At 71.1% G+C, this 16,837-nt stretch carries 12 protein-coding genes; 1 reads left to right on the forward strand and 11 read right to left on the reverse strand.

The features are described from left to right. Positions 1-130: 130 nt before the first annotated feature. From ABZS42_RS07710 to ABZS42_RS07760, 11 genes are all read right to left on the reverse strand, one after another. Positions 131-1,921, reverse strand: coding sequence for a gamma-glutamyltransferase family protein (locus ABZS42_RS07710; protein WP_355143147.1), 1,791 nt, complete (start codon positions 1,919-1,921; stop codon positions 131-133). Next, the gene (locus ABZS42_RS07715; RefSeq protein ID WP_355143148.1) at positions 1,918-2,919 is read right to left on the reverse strand and encodes an oligopeptide/dipeptide ABC transporter ATP-binding protein; all 1,002 of its coding nucleotides are present in this window, start codon (positions 2,917-2,919) and stop codon (positions 1,918-1,920) included. The genes ABZS42_RS07710 and ABZS42_RS07715 overlap by 4 nt, the downstream gene beginning before the upstream one ends. Continuing rightward, on the reverse strand, positions 2,916-3,968 hold the full coding sequence (locus tag ABZS42_RS07720) for an ABC transporter ATP-binding protein (RefSeq protein ID WP_355143149.1): 1,053 nt from the start codon (positions 3,966-3,968) through the stop codon (positions 2,916-2,918). The genes ABZS42_RS07715 and ABZS42_RS07720 overlap by 4 nt, the downstream gene beginning before the upstream one ends. Continuing rightward, positions 3,965-4,852, reverse strand: coding sequence for an ABC transporter permease (locus ABZS42_RS07725; RefSeq protein WP_355143150.1), 888 nt, complete (start codon positions 4,850-4,852; stop codon positions 3,965-3,967). The genes ABZS42_RS07720 and ABZS42_RS07725 overlap by 4 nt, the downstream gene beginning before the upstream one ends. Next, a complete protein-coding gene (locus tag ABZS42_RS07730; RefSeq protein WP_355143151.1) occupies positions 4,849-5,805 on the reverse strand; it encodes an ABC transporter permease in 957 nt (318 codons plus the stop codon). Before ABZS42_RS07730 ends, ABZS42_RS07725 begins: the two co-directional genes overlap by 4 nt. 7 nt (positions 5,806-5,812) lie before the next feature. Next, positions 5,813-7,489 carry an ABC transporter substrate-binding protein gene (locus ABZS42_RS07735; protein WP_355143152.1) on the reverse strand — a complete coding sequence of 559 codons (1,677 nt, stop codon included), beginning with the start codon at positions 7,487-7,489 and terminating at the stop codon, positions 5,813-5,815. 133 nt (positions 7,490-7,622) lie between these two features. Continuing rightward, positions 7,623-9,119: an aspartate aminotransferase family protein gene (locus tag ABZS42_RS07740; RefSeq protein ID WP_355143153.1), complete on the reverse strand. Its 1,497-nt coding sequence runs from the start codon at positions 9,117-9,119 to the stop codon at positions 7,623-7,625. A 113-nt stretch (positions 9,120-9,232) separates the two neighbouring features. Next, positions 9,233-9,970, reverse strand: coding sequence for a cupin domain-containing protein (locus tag ABZS42_RS07745; protein ID WP_355143154.1), 738 nt, complete (start codon positions 9,968-9,970; stop codon positions 9,233-9,235). Between the two features lie 90 nt (positions 9,971-10,060). After that, positions 10,061-10,855, reverse strand: coding sequence for an ABC transporter ATP-binding protein (locus ABZS42_RS07750; protein WP_355143155.1), 795 nt, complete (start codon positions 10,853-10,855; stop codon positions 10,061-10,063). Between the two features lie 7 nt (positions 10,856-10,862). Then, the gene (locus ABZS42_RS07755) at positions 10,863-11,867 is read right to left on the reverse strand and encodes an ABC transporter substrate-binding protein (RefSeq protein ID WP_355143156.1); all 1,005 of its coding nucleotides are present in this window, start codon (positions 11,865-11,867) and stop codon (positions 10,863-10,865) included. Between the two features lie 50 nt (positions 11,868-11,917). After that, positions 11,918-12,841 (reverse strand): ABC transporter permease, encoded by a 924-nt coding sequence (locus ABZS42_RS07760; RefSeq protein ID WP_355143157.1) that lies wholly within the window; start codon positions 12,839-12,841, stop codon positions 11,918-11,920. 428 nt (positions 12,842-13,269) lie between these two features. Between ABZS42_RS07760 and ABZS42_RS07765 the strand changes: the two genes are divergently transcribed. Next, positions 13,270-16,728: a ThuA domain-containing protein gene (locus tag ABZS42_RS07765; protein WP_355143158.1), complete on the forward strand. Its 3,459-nt coding sequence runs from the start codon at positions 13,270-13,272 to the stop codon at positions 16,726-16,728. The last annotated feature ends 109 nt before the right edge of the window (positions 16,729-16,837 follow it).

Raw genomic sequence — 16,837 nt, forward strand, 5'->3', positions numbered from 1 at the left:
AGTGCGCCGGCCCCGGGCGACGACCGGCGGCGTTGGCGGGACGCCGGATACCACACGGTATCCGGACGAACCTCCGCCTCGCCGGGCCGCCGCCCGGGCCTCGGCTCGGGCGAGCCCTGCGACACAGGCCCTAGCGGCCGCAGGCGTAGCCCTGCATGCCGCGCGGGTTCGCCCCGGCCGCGAGCAGACCGGTGCGGGGATCGCGAGTCACCGCACACAGCCGTCCCAGGCTCCACGGGTCGGAGAGCCGCACCTCGTGCCCGTACGCCCGCAACGTCGCCAGCGTGTCCTCGTCGAGCCGGTCCTCCACCACCAGCACGCCGGGCTCCATGCCGCGCGGGTAGAACGACCCAGGCAGGCTCATCGTGTGCCAGGCGGGAGCGTCGATCGCCTCCTGCAGCGATCGGCCGCCGACGAGGTGGCGCAGCAGGAACAGCAGCTGCCACTGGTCCTGCTGGTCGCCGCCGGGCGTGCCGCACGCCATGACCGGCTCACCGTCACGGTGCACGAGGGTCGGGCTGAGCGTGGTGCGCGGGCGGCGTCCGGGAGCGAGCGACGAGGAGAGCCCCTCCTCGAGCCAGAACATCTGGAGCCGGCTGCCGAGGGGGAAGCCCAGCTCCGGGATGGTGGGTGAGCTCTGCAGCCAGCCACCGCTCGGGGTCGCGGAGATCATGTTGCCCCAGCGGTCGACCACGTCGACGTGGCAGGTGTCGCCGCGGGTGACGCCGTCCGACTTGACCGTCGGCTCACCCGTCGTGGCGTCGGTCGTGTCGACCAGACGCCCCGCGCCCCGCAGTACGTGGTTCGACAGCCGTGGGTCGGCTCCGTCGGGGCGCCCCGGGCGCAGCTCCGTCGACGCCCGCTCCCCGATCAGGGCGGCCCGTTCCCGGGCGTACTCCCGCGACAGGAGCGCCTTCGCGGGCACGTCGGCGCCGTCGCCGTACCACGCTTCGCGATCGGCGAAGGCGAGCTTGAGCGCCTCGGCCTGGGCGTGGATCCCGGCCGCTGTCGACGGGTCGTACGCCGCGTCGTCGTCGAGCGCGTCGAGGATCGACAGGGTCTGCAACAGCACCGGCCCCTGGCCCCAGAACCCGGTCTTCGCCACCGTGTACCCGTGCCAGTCGAGGGTGACCGGCTCCTCCCAGCTGGCGGAGTAGGCAGCCATGTCCGTACCGGTCACGAGGCCGGCGTGCGGGCTTCCGCTGGAGTCCTGGAACGGTTTCCGGCTGAACGTGTCGACGGCCTCGGCGACGAAGCCTTCCCGCCAGGCGCGGCGTGCGGCCTCGATCTGCGCCTCCCGGTCCGCCCCGGCCGATTGCCCGGTCTCGACCAGTTTGCGCAGCGTCTGCGCGTACGCCGGGTTGGTGAACCGTTCCCCCGCGGCCGGCGGCCTGCCGTCACGCAGCCAGAGCTGCGCGGAGGTGGGCCAGTGCTCCTCGAACAGTTTCCGCACCGCCGCCACGGTGTCCCCGACCCTGGCGACCAGCGGGTGGCCGGTGGCGGCGTAGCCGATCGCCGGATCCAGCACCTCCGCCAGCGGGAGCGTGCCGTGGTCGCGCAGCAGCAGGAGCCAGGCGTCCACGGCGCCGGGGACGGCCGCGGCGAGGGGGCCGGCGCCGGGGATGAGGTCCATCCCGAGCGACCGGAAGTGCGCGATGGTCGCGCTCGCCGGGGCCGGTCCCTGCCCGCACAGCACCTTCGGTGTCGGATCCTGGGCCGTCGCCACGATGGCCGGCACCTCGCCGCCCGGCCCGTTGAGGTGCGGTTCCACGACGTGCAGGACGAACCCGGCGGTGACCGCGGCGTCGAAGGCGTTCCCACCGCGTTCGAGGATCCCCATCGCCGCCTGGCTGGCGAGCCAGTGCGTCGACGACACCATCCCGAAGGTGCCCTGCAGCGTCGGCCTGGTGGTGAACGTCATGACAACACCTCATTCGTCTCTGCGGCCCGGACGTCGGGCCGCGTGCCGTCCGGCTGGACCAGGTGGCAGGCCGCCACGCCGTCGCCGAACTCGACCTGTGCCGGCACCTCCGTGGCGCACCTGTCGAACGCCAGTGGGCACCGGGTACGGAAGCGGCAGCCCGACGGCGGGTCCAGCGCGGAGGGCAGGTCGTCGCCGAGCAGCACCTGCTGGCGCTGCCGCTGGCGCTCCGGATCGGCCACCGGTGCGGCGGACAGGAGCGCCTGGGTGTAGGGGTGCGCCGGCCGGGCGAAGATCTGCTCCCGCGGGCCTTTCTCGACCAGTTGGCCGAGGTACATCACGGCGATGTCGTCGGCGAGGTACTCGACGGCGGACAGATCGTGGGTGATGAACAGACAGGCGAACCCGATGTCGCGCTGGAGGTCGGCCAGGAGGTTGAGCACGGCCGCCTGGACGGAAACGTCGAGCGCACTGGTGGGTTCGTCCGCGATGAGCAGCATCGGCTCGGAGATCAGGGCCCGGGCGATGCTGACCCGTTGGCGCTGTCCGCCGGAGAGCTCGTGCGGATAGCGACGGGCGACCTCGGCGCGCAGGCCCACCCGGCCGAGTTCCGCGGCGACGCGCGCCTCCCGGTCACGCCGGGAGATCAGCCGCCCGGACAGGCGCAGTGGCTCGGCCACGATGTCGCCGACCAGCATGCGTGGATTCAGCGAGCCGGCCGGGTCCTGGAACACGATCGACACGTCGCTGCGATGCCGGCGTAGCTGCCGGCGGGACAGGTGCGTGACGTCCGCCCCGGCGATCCGTACGACGCCCGAGGTGGGTTCCACGAGCCGCACCACGCACCGGCCCACTGTCGACTTGCCGGATCCGCTCTCCCCCACCAGCGCGGTGACCCGGCCGCGCGGAATCGCGAGGGAGACGCCGTCCACGGCCCGGACCGGCCCGAAGTGCATCACGAGGTCCTCGAGTTCGAGGGCGTTCTCCTGGGACGTCATGCGGTCGCCTCCTCGACGTGCGTCCGCGGGGCCGGGCAGGGATGCCAGCAGGCCGCGACGTGATCGATGATCGCCGGTCGCACCGCCTCCAGCGGCGGCGAGGCCTCCCGGCAGCGCGCGTCGGCGGCCGGGCAACGGTCGGCGAACGTGCAGGCGTCCGGCTGGGTGGACAGGACCGGCACGAGGCCCGGGATCTCCTGCAGACGCTGGGTGCCGGCGTGCACTCCCGGTGTCGGCGAGGCCGACAGGAGCCCGGCCGTGTACTGGTGGTACGGGAACGCGAACAGGTCGGTGACGGGTGCCCGTTCCACCACCCGCCCGGCGTACATCACCACGACACGGTCGGCGATGTCCGCGATCACGCCGAGGTCGTGGGTGATGATGAGGATGCTCGTGCCGAGCCGGTCACGCAGATCCCGCAGCACCTGGAGGATCCCGGCCTGCACCGTGACGTCCAGGGCGGTGGTCGGTTCGTCGGCCACCAGCACCTTGGGGCCGCAGGCCACCGCCATCGCGATCATCACCCGCTGGCGCATGCCGCCGGAGAGCTGGTGCGGATAGTTGTCGACCCGCGTCGCGGCGGACGGGATGCCGACGAGGGACAGCAGTTCGACGGCGCGCGCCCGGGCCGCGCGACCGGACATCCGTTCGTGGACCTGGAGCACCTCGCCGATCTGACGTCCCACGGTGAGCACCGGGTTCAGCGACGTCATCGGCTCCTGGAAGATGTACGCGATCTCCTTGCCGCGTACCCGGCGCAGCACCGACTCCCGGGTGCCGATCAGTTCGGTCCCCTGCAGTCGTACGGACCCGGTGACCCGGGCGCTGCCGGGAAGCAGCCCGGCGATGCTCATCGCCGTGACGCTCTTGCCGCAGCCCGACTCGCCCACCATTCCGACGATCTCCCCGGGGGCGAGATCGAGGCTCACCCGGTCGACCGCCGAGACGGTCCCGCCCTCGGTGCGGAAGGCGACCGACAGGTCACGCACCTCCAGGACGGGTGCGTCGGCGACGCTCGACTGGGTGCCGGAGCGTTCGGCCGTGGTCATCGCCGGTCTCCCTTCGGGTCGAGGGCGTCCCGCAGGGCGTCGCCGAAGACGTTGAACGCCAGCGCCAAGCCCATGATCACAACGCCGGGAAGGACTGCCGCCCACGGTGCGCGGGCGGCGAACTGCTGGGCGGTGGCGAGCATGGTGCCGAGGCTGGGTGCTGGCGGCTGGATGCCGAGGCCCAGGAACGACAGCACCGCCTCGCCCAGGATCGCGACCGGGATGGCGACCGTGGCCTGCACGAGGATGACCGACGTGGCGTTGGGCAGGATGTGCCGGGCGAGCACCCACAGGTCGCTCGCGCCGTCCACGATGGCGGCGGCGACGAAGTCGAGCGACTTGAGCCGCAGGGTGTCCGAACGCACCACCCGGATCACGCCCGGGATCTGTGCGATCCCCACGGCCACGGCGGCGTTGGTGAGGCTGGCGCCGCGAATGGCGGCCAACCCCACCGCCATGATCAGAAACGGAAACGCGAGGAGCAGATCGGTGAACCGTGAGATGACCGCGTCCCAGGCCCGGAAGTATCCGGCGGCGAGCCCGAGTGGCACACCGATCACCAGGGACGTGGCCACCGCGAGGATCGCCACCTCGAGGGAGGCCCGCGCCCCGAGCATGATGCGGGACAGGACATCCCGGCCGAGGTCGTCGGTGCCCAGCACGTGCCCGGGGGTGCCCGGGGCAGCGAACGTGTGACCGAAGTCGGTCTGCTCGACGGCGTACGGCGCGATCCACGGTGACAGCAGGGCGATGATCGCCGCGAGCGCCAGCACGACGAAGCTCACGACGGCGAGCGGGTTTCGGCGCAGCCGGCGCAGGACCCGGGTTCGTCGGGTGAGGCCGGCCGGGGCGGTGTCCACGGTCGGAACGCTGAGGACTGTCATGCCGGGTCCCCCGTCACTCGGATGCGCGGGTCGATGACGGAGTAGAGCAGGTCGACGAGAAAATTGATCACGATGTAAGCGGCCGCGGTGAGCAGGACGACGGCCTGGATCACCGGATAGTCCCGCTGGAAGACCGCGTCGATGGTCATCTTGCCGAAGCCGGGCAGCCCGAAGATCTGCTCGGTGACCACCGCGCCCGATATGAGCCCGCCGAGCTGGAGGCCCACGATCGTCACCACCACGATGAGGCTGTTGCGCAGGGCGTGGTGGGTGATGACCGCTCGTGGCCGGAGTCCCTTCGCCTTCGCCGTCCGCACGTAGTCGGAGGAGAGGGAGTCCAGCATGGCCGACCGGGTCTGCCGCATGATGATCGCGGCGAGACCGGTGCCGAGGATGACGGCCGGCAGGATGAGGTGGTGCAGGTTGTCCACGGGGTTGTCCAGCAGCGGCACGAATCCGGAGGCGGGGAAGAGCCCCGTCGCCACGGAGAGGTAGAGGATCGCGAGCAGCGCGAGCCAGAAGTGCGGCACCGACAGCCCGACCAGCGCCAGGCCGTTGGCCAGCCACTCGGCGGGGTGCCCGCGGCGTACTGCCGCGAGCACCCCGGCGCCGACGCCGAGCGCGGTGGCGATGAGGATGGCGAGGACGGCGAGTTCGACCGTCACGGGCAGGGCGGTGCTGAGCATCGAGGACACCGGTATCCCGGTCCGGATCGACTCCCCGAAGTCACCTTGGGCCGCGCGTCCCACGTACTGGACGAACTGGAGCGGCAGCGGCTGGTCCAGCCCGTAGTGGTGCCGGATCGCCTCCAGCGCCTCGGGTGAACGGTCCTCCCCGGCCAGCGCGAGCGCCGGGTCGCCGGGGAGGGCACGTACGCCGAGGAACACCACGATCGTCGACAGGAGCAGGGTCAGCGCGGACTGCCAGGCGCGCGTGATCAGATACCGGGCCACAGTTGACCTACTTGGTGAATCCGGCGAAGGCCGCGCGGATCACGCCGTCGGGGAAGACCTGCAGACCCTGGATCTTGTTGGAGAAGGCGGTCAGGTTCCGCTGCCGGTACAGGTAGATCAGCGCGTCGTCCTGCTGGAGAAGCGTCACCGCCTGCCCGTAGAACTTCTTGCGCTCCTCGGTGTCGTTGGTCTGGCGGGCCTGCGTCAGCAGGTCGTCGAGCTGCGGGTTGCTGTAGCCGGCGACGTTCTGGCTGGCCCGGGTGCCGACGAAGTTGGTGATGTTGGCGTCCGGGTCGATGCGCCCGCTCCAGCCCAGCTGCAGCAGCTCGAAGTTGCCGCGGTCCTGCTCGTCGAGGAGGGAGGAGTACTCGACCGGGTTGATCTTCAGGTCGAAGCCACCCTCCTTGACCATGGCCTGCAGGGCCTGCACCAGGCGCAGGTTGTCGGGCGTGTTCGACGCGAGGATCGTCACCGGGTAGGGAGTCTTGACGCCGGCCTCGGCGAGCAACTGCTTCGCCTTGGCAGGGTCGTGCGCCGGGCAGTTCTGCGCCTCCGGCGACGAGAACGGGCTCGCGGGGGAGATGGGCGAGCAGGCCTCGGCGTGGATGCCGTTGAAGACCGCCTGCACCAGCGCCTTCCGGTCGATGGCGTGCTCGAAGGCCTGCCGGATCTTCGCGTTCTGCGCGATGGGCCGGTCGATGCTCTTCGGTGCGGCGCCGACCCCGTCGACGTTGCCGATGTTGAAGGTGAGGCCCTGGTAGCCGAGGGACTGCGATTGCAGGACGGTGAGCGCGGAGTCCTGCTGCAGCGCGGCGACGTCCTGGGTGGAGACGGTGTCGGCGACCTGAGCATCGCCGGAGCGCAGGTTGGCGGCGCGGATGCTCGCGTCGCTGAGGATGCGCCAGGTGATGCCGTCGAGGTGCACCTTCGAGGCGTCGTAGAAGTTCGGGTCCCGCACGACCTCGATGGAGTTCTGCGGTACCCGCTTGGCGAACTTGAACGGGCCGACGCAGACCGGAGCGGAGGCGAAGTCGTCGCCTAGGGTCTGCAGCGCCTTCGGGCTCATGATCATGCCGGCGCGGTCGGCGAGCGCGCCGACCAGGGGTGCGAACGGTTGCTGCAGTCGGATGACCACGGTGTGGGCGTCCGGCGTGTCGACGCCCGCGACCGGGCCGAGTTCGCTCTTGCGCGCCGAACGGGCGTTGCTCAGGTGCCGCTCGATGGTGGCCTTCACGGCGGCGGCGTCGAACTGCGTTCCGTCGGCGAAGCGCACGTTCTCGCGCAGCGGGATGGTCACGCTCTTGCCGTCGCTGCTGGTGGTGGGGAGCGCGGTCGCCAGCTGCGGTACGACCTGCGCCTTCTCGTCGACGTCGTAGAGCTTCTGGCACATTGCCTGGAAGACGTAGCGCGAGTAGAGGCTGCGCGACAGGGTCGGGTCGAGCGCGTCGGGTTCGGCGGAGAGCGCGATGACCAGGTTGCCGCCGTCGCGCACGGTGGCCGGGTCGGCCGGGGTGCCGAACGAGTCCTGGCCCGCCGACTGGTTTCCACCCGAGCCGGTGCCGCCCCCGCCTTCCGAGACCGGCGAGCACGCCGCGACCGTGCAGGCCACGGCGACCGCGGCCAGCGCGACCCGGAGTGGACGGAGCCTCGGCAGGCTCGGTTCGCGGAAGGGGAGGTTCGTCATTTGAGAGCTCCTCATGTGGGCGATTCGGGGAGCGTATGTTGTATACGAAGACAGCGCAAGACCTCCTTCGATGGCCGCTCGGGCACTGAGCGTGCATGGCCAATCCCGGACAAAACGGGTGGCCAGGAGGGATTTAGTCGTTCACCGTCTCCGCGGCCCGGCGTACGTCGTCGAGCAGGATCTCCATGTCCCGCCGCGTCGTGCGGTAGTTGAGCACACAGCCGCGCAGGGCGAAGCGACCGTTGACGGACGCGTTGGACAGGTAGGAGCCGCCGGCCTGTTGCAGCGCCACCATGATGCGCTCGTTGAGGCCGTCGAGCCGCTGCTCGTCCGACTCGGACCGTGGTTCGTCACGCAGGGCCCGGGGCAGGTAGCGGAAGCAGACGATCGAGAGCCCGACCGGGGCGACGAGCTCGAAGTCGTCGCTCGCGTCGACGAGCTCCCCCAGATGGCGGGCGCAGTCGAGGTTCGCCTCGATCGCCTCGCCCAACGCCCGGGAGCCGGCGTGGGCCAGCAGCATCCACACCTTGAGCGCCCGGAAACGCCGAGAAAGGTCGGGGCCGTAGTCCCAGAACGCGAACGCCTCGGCAGACTCGGTCTGGGTGACCCGGGTGTAGTCGGCGTCGAGCCGGAAGGCGGCCCGCGCGGCCTCGGGGTCGCGGTAGATGAGACAGCCGCAGTCGGCGGGCAGGTAGAGCCACTTGTGCGGATCGAGCGCGATCGAGTCGGCCTCCGCCACCCCGTCGAAGAGCGACCTGGCCGACGGGGCCAGCCGGGCGAAGCCGCCGTAGCAGCCGTCGACGTGCATCCACAGCCCGTAGCGGCGGGCGACCGCCCCGATCTCACGAAGCGGGTCGACCGCGCCGGTGACCACGGTGCCCGCGTTCGCCACCACGCAGAACGGCTCAGCACCCGCCGCCCGGTCCTGCTCGATGGCCTGCACGAGCGCGTCGACGTCCATCCGGAATCGGGCGTCGACCGGGATCTCGCGCACGTTGGCGCGCCCGATGCCGAGCAGCGCCGCCGCCTTGTGCACCGAGTGGTGGGTCTCGGTGGAGACGTACACACGCAGTGGCGCGGGATGCGCGCTCGCGCCCTGCATGGCGACCGCGTCGCCGCAGTGACGGTGCCGGGCGGCGGCCAGCGCCGTGAAGTTCGCCATCGACCCGCCGCTGGTGAACAGCCCGCCGGCGCTCGGATCGCAGCCCAGCGCCTCCTTGATCCAGCCGATCGTGAGGTGCTCCAGCTCGGTGGGGGCGGGTGCCGACCGCCACGCGGGCAGATTCGCGTTCAGCGCCGACGCGAGGAAATCGGCGACTGCGGCGACCGCGGTGCCCGGCGCCGAGACGTACCCGAAGAAGCGCGGATGGCCGTTGTGCCGGCTCCCCGGCACGATCACCTCGCGGAAGACGTCGAGCAGGTCGGCGAAGTCGCGTCCGTCGACGGGCAGCGGTTCGGTGAGCCGCTGCTTCAGTTCGGCGGCGGAGGTATTCGGTGTGATGGGCAGGTCGCGGATCGACTCGGCATAGGCGGCAGCCCACTCCACGGCCGCCGTACCCATGTCGCGGATCCGCGCACCCGAGGGATCCAGGGCGGAATCGACCCGGGACTCAGCAGGAGTGGCAGTCATGTCGGGCACAGTAGTACTTCGATGGGACAGTCGGGGTACACCTGCTCGGCCCGCGAGAACACGGGCCGCACCGAGGCGTTCTTCCCGTGCGGCCGGGCCTCCTCACTGGCCGGTCAGGTCGCCGGATAGGTGTCGAGCAACCCGCACATTCCGTGCCGGCCCCGCTCGTGCGGCTCGGCGAACCGATGGACCACCGGGTCGGCCAGGTGTGCCGCCTCGCCGCGGGAGAGCGCGTCGAGCTGGCGGCCGGTCTCGGTGGCCGCCCGCAACGCGCCGCTCAGCCATCGCGCTCGCCAGGTGTCGACGAACGGCCGGACGAGGCGGACGGCGGCGCGGTGGAAGTCGCGCAGCGGAGCGAGGTCGCCGTCGTTCGCGGCCGCCCGGAGTCGCTCGAATCCGCGTACGGCGAGGTCACGGCGAGCGTACGCGGCAGTCAGGTCGGTACCGGGTGCTCCCCCGCCGGGCAGCGCGGTGGCCGCCGCGTAGGTCGCCGGGTCGGCGAGGTGCTGCGGCGGCAGGGTCAGCACCGCGTCACCCGCCTCCGGCAGGCCGCTGTTCTGCATGAGGACCACGATCTGCAGGTTGCCGTGGTTGACCAGCCGGTGGATCGTGCCGGGGCCGAAGCAGACGACCGCCCCGGGTCGCAGCCGGGTCTCGCGGTACCCGGCGAGGGTGAGGGTCTGCACGAGCCCGGCGCCGGCCACCACCACGTACGCCTCGGCGCAGCACAGGTGCAGGTGCGGTGTGCCGCCGGCCTCCCCGTCGGGCGCGACCGTGTCGTAGACGCAGAGCCGGGACACGCCGATCCCGCCGGGCAGGGGCATGGACGGCCCTCCGCTGTGACCGGTCATCAGCTCGCCTTTCAGGTACGTCGATGAACCGTCTCCCCTCCCCTGCGGCGCGCCCGACAGGGGGCGCGGGCGCCGGGCGGGCCGGATGGTTCAGTGGTTGGCGCCCGCGCCGAGCAGCCCGCGGATCTGGGTGGCGAGCCGGTCGAACCGCTCGTCCGACATGATCTGCGCGTAGTCACGTTCGGGTGGGATGTCGACCGGGAAGGTGCGCACGATCCGCCCCGGCCGCGGGCTCATCACCTCGACGCGGGTGCCGAGGAAGACCGCCTCGGCGATGGAGTGGGTGACCAGCAGGACGGTGGTGCCGGTGTCGCGCCAGATGCGGTTCAGCTCGGTGTTGAGCTGCTCGCGGGTCAACGCGTCGAGCGCGCCGAACGGCTCGTCCATGAGCAGCACCGGCGGCTGGTGCAGCAGCGCCCGGCACAGCGCCACCCGTTGCTGCATGCCACCCGAGAGCTCGTGCGGCAGCGCCTCCTCGAAGCCGGTCAGGCCGGTGAGCCCGATCAGTTCGTCCGCCCGGCGGGCCGCCGCCGACCGGTCCAGGCCGCGCATCTCGGCCTGGAGCAGGATGTTCCTGCGTACGCTGCGCCACTCGAGCAACGCCGGTCGCTGGAAGACGAATCCGATGTCCTGCTGCGGCCGGCGTACGGAGCGGCCGAACAGGCTCACGGTACCGCTGGTGGCCGGCACCAGACCGGCGACGACCTTGAGCAGGGTGGACTTCCCGCAGCCGGACGGGCCGACGATGGTGACGAACTCGCCGGGTTCGACCCGCAGGCTGATGTCGGTCACGGCGGTCGTCCGGGATCGCTTGGACTCGAACCGGACCGTCAGGCCGGTGATGTCGACGGCGGCGCCGGTCAGCGTCGACGCACTGGTGGACATGTCGGCCTCACCCCTCGTCGCCGTAGGAGCCGTCCCAGTACGTCGACGGGCCGCCCGCGTTCTCGAGGCCGGCGTACCGGCTCATCAGGCCGATGGTCTCGGTCCACTTCGCCTCCGGATTGGCCCCCGGCGCGCCACCGGCGTCGATCTCGAGCAGCGGCACGGCCAACGTGAGCTGCTCGACGAGCACTGGCTCGTCCGGCTCGTTCTCGGCCAGCTCGGCCATGGCGTCCGTGGCGCCGGGGATGTCCTTGGCGGATTCGGCCCAGGACCGCTGGGTGGCGCGGGTGAACGCGCGTACCAGGTCCGCGTCCTCGCGCAGGGTGTCCTCGTGGACGACGAGCCCGGTGCCGAGCATGTTCATTCCCCAGTCGGCGTAGAGCAGGTAGTCGACCTGCTTGCCCGTGCGCGCCTCGATGGTGGGCGCCTGGTCGTGGAAGAAGCCCTGGATCGCGTCCACCCGACCCTCGGCGAGCGCGGCGATCTTGCCGGCGGCGTCGAGGTTGACGACCTCGACGTCCGACTCGGCCAGGCCGTTGGCCTTCAGCCAGGCGGGGAAGGTCGCGTAGATGGCGTCGCCCGGTGTGCCGCCGACGGTCTTGCCCTTGAGGTCGGCGGGCGACTTGATGCCGCTGTCGGCGAGGAACTCGATGGAGGCGGGTCCCTTCTGCAGGAACACGCCGATGCTCTTGACCTTCATGCCGCTGGCGATGCCCTTGAGCAGTGGCGGGGTGTCCGCCCAGCCGAAGTCGGTCTGCTGTTGCGCCACCGCCTGGATGGTCTTGCCGGAGCCGCCGCCGGCGCTGATCGTCAGGTCGATGCCCTCGGCGTCGTAGAAGCCCTTCTTCAGGCCGTAGTAGAAGGGGGCGTGCTCGCCGTAGGGCACCCAGTTGAGGGTGAGGGTCAGCTTCGTCCGGCCGTCGGCGGTCGTCTGCCGCTCGCCGCCGGCGCCGCACGCGCCGAGCGATCCCAGCAACAGGAGTGCGACGGCCGTGATTGCGAGACGTCTCATGCGTGGTGCCTCCTGGAGCACCCGGTGGGTGCCGGCGTGGGTGTTCGTGGTCAGGACGTGGCGAGCGGTACGCCGCCGCGACGGCTGGCGTGCCACGGGATGAGCAGCGCCTCGGCGACCTCGACGGCGACGAAGAGCACGATGCCGATCAGCGACATCAGGAACAGGTCGGCGAAGAGCAGAGCGGCGTCCAGGTTGCCGTTGGCCACCAGCAGTACGTAGCCGAGGCCCTCCTTGGCGCCGACGAACTCGCCGACGACCGCGCCGACGACGGCCAGCGTGACGGCGACCTTCAGCCCGGACATCAGGTGCGGCAGCGAGTTGGGAAACCGGATCTTGCGGAAGGTCCGCCACGGCCCGGCGCCCATCGTGGCGGAGAGGTCGAGCAGCTCCGGGTCGGTCGATCGCAACCCGGCCACCCCGGAGATGACCACCGGGAAGAAGGCGATGAGCACGGCCAGCACGATCTTCGGGGTGAGACCAACGCCGAACCAGGCGACGAGCAGCGGCGCGATCGCGATCTTCGGGATGACCTGCGCGAAGAGGACGATCGGGTAGACGGCCTTCTCCAGGGTGCGGGAGTAGACGATCAGGACAGCGGTGCCGAGGCCCAGCAGGGCGGCGAGGACGAAGCCGATGACGGTCTCGTAGAGCGTCACGTACGTGTTGCGCATCAGGAACGACCAGTCCTCGGTCATGGTCGCCCAGACCTGGCCGGGGGTGGGCAGCAGATAGTTGGGCAGGTACTCGCGTTCGGCGACGAACCACCAGCCGGCGAAGAACGCGGCGAGCAGCAGCGCCGGCCGCCAGAGCGGTTCGAGGAGGCGCACCAGGCGCGCGGCCGGCCGGGTGCCGAGCGGCGCGGGCGGGTCGCCCGCCGACGCGGCGACGGGCGGAGGCTCCGCCGCCGGTACGGGCCCCGGCCGGTCGTCCGTGGCCGGGCCGGCGCTCTGCTCGGCCGCTGGGTATGGCACGGGCACTCCTCCTCGATGTCGCGACGCCGCCGCCGGGCGGCTGTGGGTACGGCCCACCTGACGTCGCGGAAAGGGCTTTCCCGAGGTGATCCATCCGACCGTAACGACCCTCGCCAGGCCCGTCAACGGTTCCCGAAGGCCGATGTTCATATGACGCTTGTGAATGCCTCAAAGCAATCATCGACCCGCGGGCGGTCGGCCGCCAACCGATGCCGGCCCGCCCTCCGGCCGGGCCGCGCGCACCCGGCGGCCGGTCCCGCCAGCGCGCCGACAGGTGGCCGCCGCCCCGCGAGCCGCGATGGGTGTCCGGCAGGCCGGCCACCTCGAAAGCGGTGGTCTGAACATTGACCGATCGGAATGGCTCTCGTAGGGTGGGACGGCGGCTGGAAAGCGCTTTCCGACTCCCGTCCCGTTTTAGGAGCGCGTGCATGAGACGCCAACGCCAGCTAGTTCTCGCCCTGCTCACGGCAATCACCCTCCTGGTGACGAGCGCCGTGACGACCAGCGCGAGCGCGGCGACCACCACCGCCACCTCGTTCCGCGTACTGGTCTTCTCCAAGGTCACGGAGGTTCACCACGACTCGATCCCCGCCGGCGTCGACGCCATCCGGAAGCTCGGCGCACGCCATCGCTTCGCCGTCGAGGCGACCGACGACGCGGGCGCGTTCACCGACGCCAACCTCGCACGGTTCGACGCCCTCGTGTTCAACAACACCAGCTCCACCCCACAGTCCGGTGATCTGCTCGACGCCGACCAGCGAGCCGCGCTGCAGCGGTTCATCCGGGCCGGCGGCGGCTGGGTCGGTCTGCACGCCGCATCGGCGAGCGAGCGCGACTGGGACTGGTACGAGGGCCTGGTGGGGGCCATCTTCGACAACCACCCGGACTTCTCCGCCACCGGCGGGACCTTCCCGGGCCGGATCAAGGTTCTCGACCACGCCCACCCCTCCACCAAGGACCTGCCGGAGCTCTGGGAGCGCAGCGAGGAGTGGTACAACTGGCGGGCCAACCCGACGGGCAAGGTCCACACGCTCGCGCAGGTCAAGGTGCGCGACGGGATCCCCGGCCTCGACGAGGGAGTGGACCACCCGTACGCGTGGTGCCAGAACTACGACGGCGGCCGCTCCTGGTACACGGCCGGCGGGCACAGCCCGTCGTCCTTCTCCGAGCAGCCGTTCCTCCGGCACCTGCTCGGCGGCATCCGGTGGGCGGCCGGCGCAGCCGCCGGCGACTGCGGCGCCACCAGGACCAACAACTTCGAGCGGATCCCGCTGGTCAATCAGGATCTCTCCGACCCGTTCGAACTCGCCGTCGCGCCGGACCGCCGAGTCTTCTACATCGAACGCACCGGCGCGCTGAAGGTCGTCGACCAGGAGAACCTCGCCGTCACCACGCTCATCGACTTCGCCTACACCCCGGAGCAGACCAGCCAGTCCGACGGCCTGCTCGGGCTCACGCTCGACCGGAACTTCGCCAGGACCAACTGGCTCTACCTGCTCTGGTCCGACAAGGTGGAGAAACAGCTCAACCTGTCCCGGTTCACCGTCGACGACGACAGCGTCAGCCTCGACTCGGAGCAGCGGCTGCTCACGATCCCGACGTGGCGCGGCGAAGCCCGCGCCAACTCGCACATGGGCGGATCACTGACCATGGACGAGCAGGGCAACCTGTACGCCGCCATCGGCGACAACACCGATCCGTTCGAGTCCGGCGGCTTCGCGCCGATCGACGAGCGGGACGGGCGACGGGCGTTCGACGCGCAGGGCACCGCCGGCAACACCAACGACCTGCGCGGCAAGGTCCTACGGATCAAACCGCTACCCAAGGGCGGGTACTCGATCCCGAAGGACAACCTGTTCAAGCCGGGAACCCCGGGTACCCGGCCCGAGGTGTACGCGATGGGCATGCGGAACCCGTTCCGCATCACCGTCGACGCGAACGGCGGCGCACTCCTGGTCGCCGACTACGGCCCGGACGCCAGGTCGGCCGACCCGAACCGCGGGCCCGAGGGAACCGTCGAGTACAACCGGATCACCCGGGCCGGCAACTACGGCTGGCCGTACTGCGTCGGTGACAACACCCCGTTCAACGACTACGACTTCGCCACCGGCACCTCCGGACCGAGGTTCGACTGCGCCGCGCTGGTCAACGACTCCCCCAACAACACCGGCCTGACCCGGCTCCCGGCCGCGCAGCCGGCGCTGATCTCGTACGCGTACTCGGCCTCCGCCGAGTTCCCGGAGCTCGGCACGGGCGGCGGCGGGCCGATGAGCGGTCCGGTGTACGACTACGACCCGGCCAACCCGCGGATGACGAAGTTCCCGCAATACTTCGAGGACAAGTGGTTCGTCTACGAGCTGACCCGCAGGTGGTTCAAGACGGTGTCGGTCCACGAGACCGCGCAGCGGTTCCGCGACCCCCGCTTCGGCTCGACCAGACCGGGTGATCTGCAGTCCATCAACGGCGTGCTCGGTGACATGTCGTGGATCCAGCCCTTCGACGCGGAGTTCGGGCCGGACGGTTCGCTGTACGTCATCGACTTCGGCGAGGGCAGCGGCAGTGGCCGGGGCGGCAGCAACGAGGGCGCGGGCATCTACCGCATCGACTACGTCGCGCACAGCCGGCCTCCGGTAGCCAGGCTGAGCGTCGACCAGGACAGCGGGCCCGCGCCGTTGACCGTCGCCTTCTCCAGCGAGGGCTCCGGTGGGCCGGACGGTACGGCGATCGAGTACGCGTGGGACTTCGACGGAGACGGCAGCATCGACTCCACCGACGCGAACGCCGGCCACACGTACCGTACGCCGGGACACTTCACCGCCCGGCTCACCGTCACGGCCACGAACGGGCAGACCGCCGTGGCCGTGCACGAGATCACGGTCGGCAACACCCGCCCGACGGTGACGCTCAGCGTGCCGGACGGGGCGTTCTTCGAGTTCGGTGACCGGATCCCGTACACGGTGACGGTGAACGACCCGGAGGACGGCACCATCGACTGCTCGAAGGTGGTCGTGCAGACCCAGCTCGGCCACGACTCGCACACCCATCCGATGGACAACTACATCGGGTGCAGCGGGGTGGCCCTGACCGAGACCAACGGCGGTGACGGGCACGGGCCGGGACAGAACCTGTACACGGTGCTCACCGCGCAGTACACCGACGGCGGCGCGGCCGGCGCGCCGGAGCTGGTCGGCTCGACGAAGGCCGAGCTGCAGATCAGGAGCAAGGAGGCCGAGCACTTCGACGGGCAGAACGGGATCGAGGTGCTCGACCGCCCGACGGCCAGCGCCGGCAAGCGCATCGGTGACATCGACACCGGAGACTCGATCAGTTTCGGCCCGGTCAACCTGCGTGGCATCGACTCGGTCACCCTCGGCGTCGCCTCCGGCAGCAACGGCGGTGATGTCGAGTTCCGGGCCGACTCCCCCACCGGGGAACTCCTCGGCCGAGCCACCATCGGCGGAACCGGCGGGTGGGACAACGTCGTGTCACCCACCGTCGAGCTGACCGACCCGGGCCGGACGATCACCCTGCACCTGGTCTTCCGCAACCCGGACCAGACCGGCGGCACGCCCGACCTGATGGCGCTGGACTGGCTGCGCTTCAACGGGGCCGGCGTACGCGAGCAGACCGACGCCACGATCTCGGCCACGGCCACGCCCAGCACGGGGACCGCTCCGCTTCAGGTGACGTTCGACGGCACCGCATCGCCGGCCACCGGGCGCACCATCGTCGACCACGCGTGGGACTTCGGCGACAACACGACCGTCGTGCACGCCGCGTCGACCAGTCACACGTACGCCCGGGCGGGCACCTACACCGCACGGCTGACCGTCACCGACAGCCTCGGGGCGACCATGGCCTCGACCGTCGTCGTGACGGCGTACTGAATGTCCCGTGGTGGGGGGGGGGGCCCCCCCCCCCCCCCCCCCCCGCCGCCCCCCCCCCCCCGCCCCCGGGCCGCGGGGGGCGGGGCGCCGGCCGGCGCCCCCGCGGCGC

The sequence above is a fragment of the Micromonospora sp. NPDC005367 genome, assembly GCF_040606825.1.
In the GTDB taxonomy this organism is placed as follows: domain Bacteria; phylum Actinomycetota; class Actinomycetes; order Mycobacteriales; family Micromonosporaceae; genus Micromonospora.

What these genes read in the sequence shown, in the direction of transcription:
- ABZS42_RS07710 (WP_355143147.1), bottom strand. Translation starts at nt 1,921, where the DNA reads ATGACGTTCACCACCAGGCCGACGCTGCAGGGCACCTTCGGGATGGTG.
- ABZS42_RS07715 (WP_355143148.1), bottom strand. Translation starts at nt 2,919, where the DNA reads ATGACGTCCCAGGAGAACGCCCTCGAACTCGAGGACCTCGTGATGCAC.
- ABZS42_RS07720 (WP_355143149.1), bottom strand. Translation starts at nt 3,968, where the DNA reads ATGACCACGGCCGAACGCTCCGGCACCCAGTCGAGCGTCGCCGACGCA.
- ABZS42_RS07725 (WP_355143150.1), bottom strand. Translation starts at nt 4,852, where the DNA reads ATGACAGTCCTCAGCGTTCCGACCGTGGACACCGCCCCGGCCGGCCTC.
- ABZS42_RS07735 (WP_355143152.1), bottom strand. Translation starts at nt 7,489, where the DNA reads ATGACGAACCTCCCCTTCCGCGAACCGAGCCTGCCGAGGCTCCGTCCA.
- ABZS42_RS07740 (WP_355143153.1), bottom strand. Translation starts at nt 9,119, where the DNA reads ATGACTGCCACTCCTGCTGAGTCCCGGGTCGATTCCGCCCTGGATCCC.
- ABZS42_RS07745 (WP_355143154.1), bottom strand. Translation starts at nt 9,970, where the DNA reads ATGACCGGTCACAGCGGAGGGCCGTCCATGCCCCTGCCCGGCGGGATC.
- ABZS42_RS07750 (WP_355143155.1), bottom strand. Translation starts at nt 10,855, where the DNA reads ATGTCCACCAGTGCGTCGACGCTGACCGGCGCCGCCGTCGACATCACC.
- ABZS42_RS07755 (WP_355143156.1), bottom strand. Translation starts at nt 11,867, where the DNA reads ATGAGACGTCTCGCAATCACGGCCGTCGCACTCCTGTTGCTGGGATCG.
- ABZS42_RS07765 (WP_355143158.1), top strand. Translation starts at nt 13,270, where the DNA reads ATGAGACGCCAACGCCAGCTAGTTCTCGCCCTGCTCACGGCAATCACC.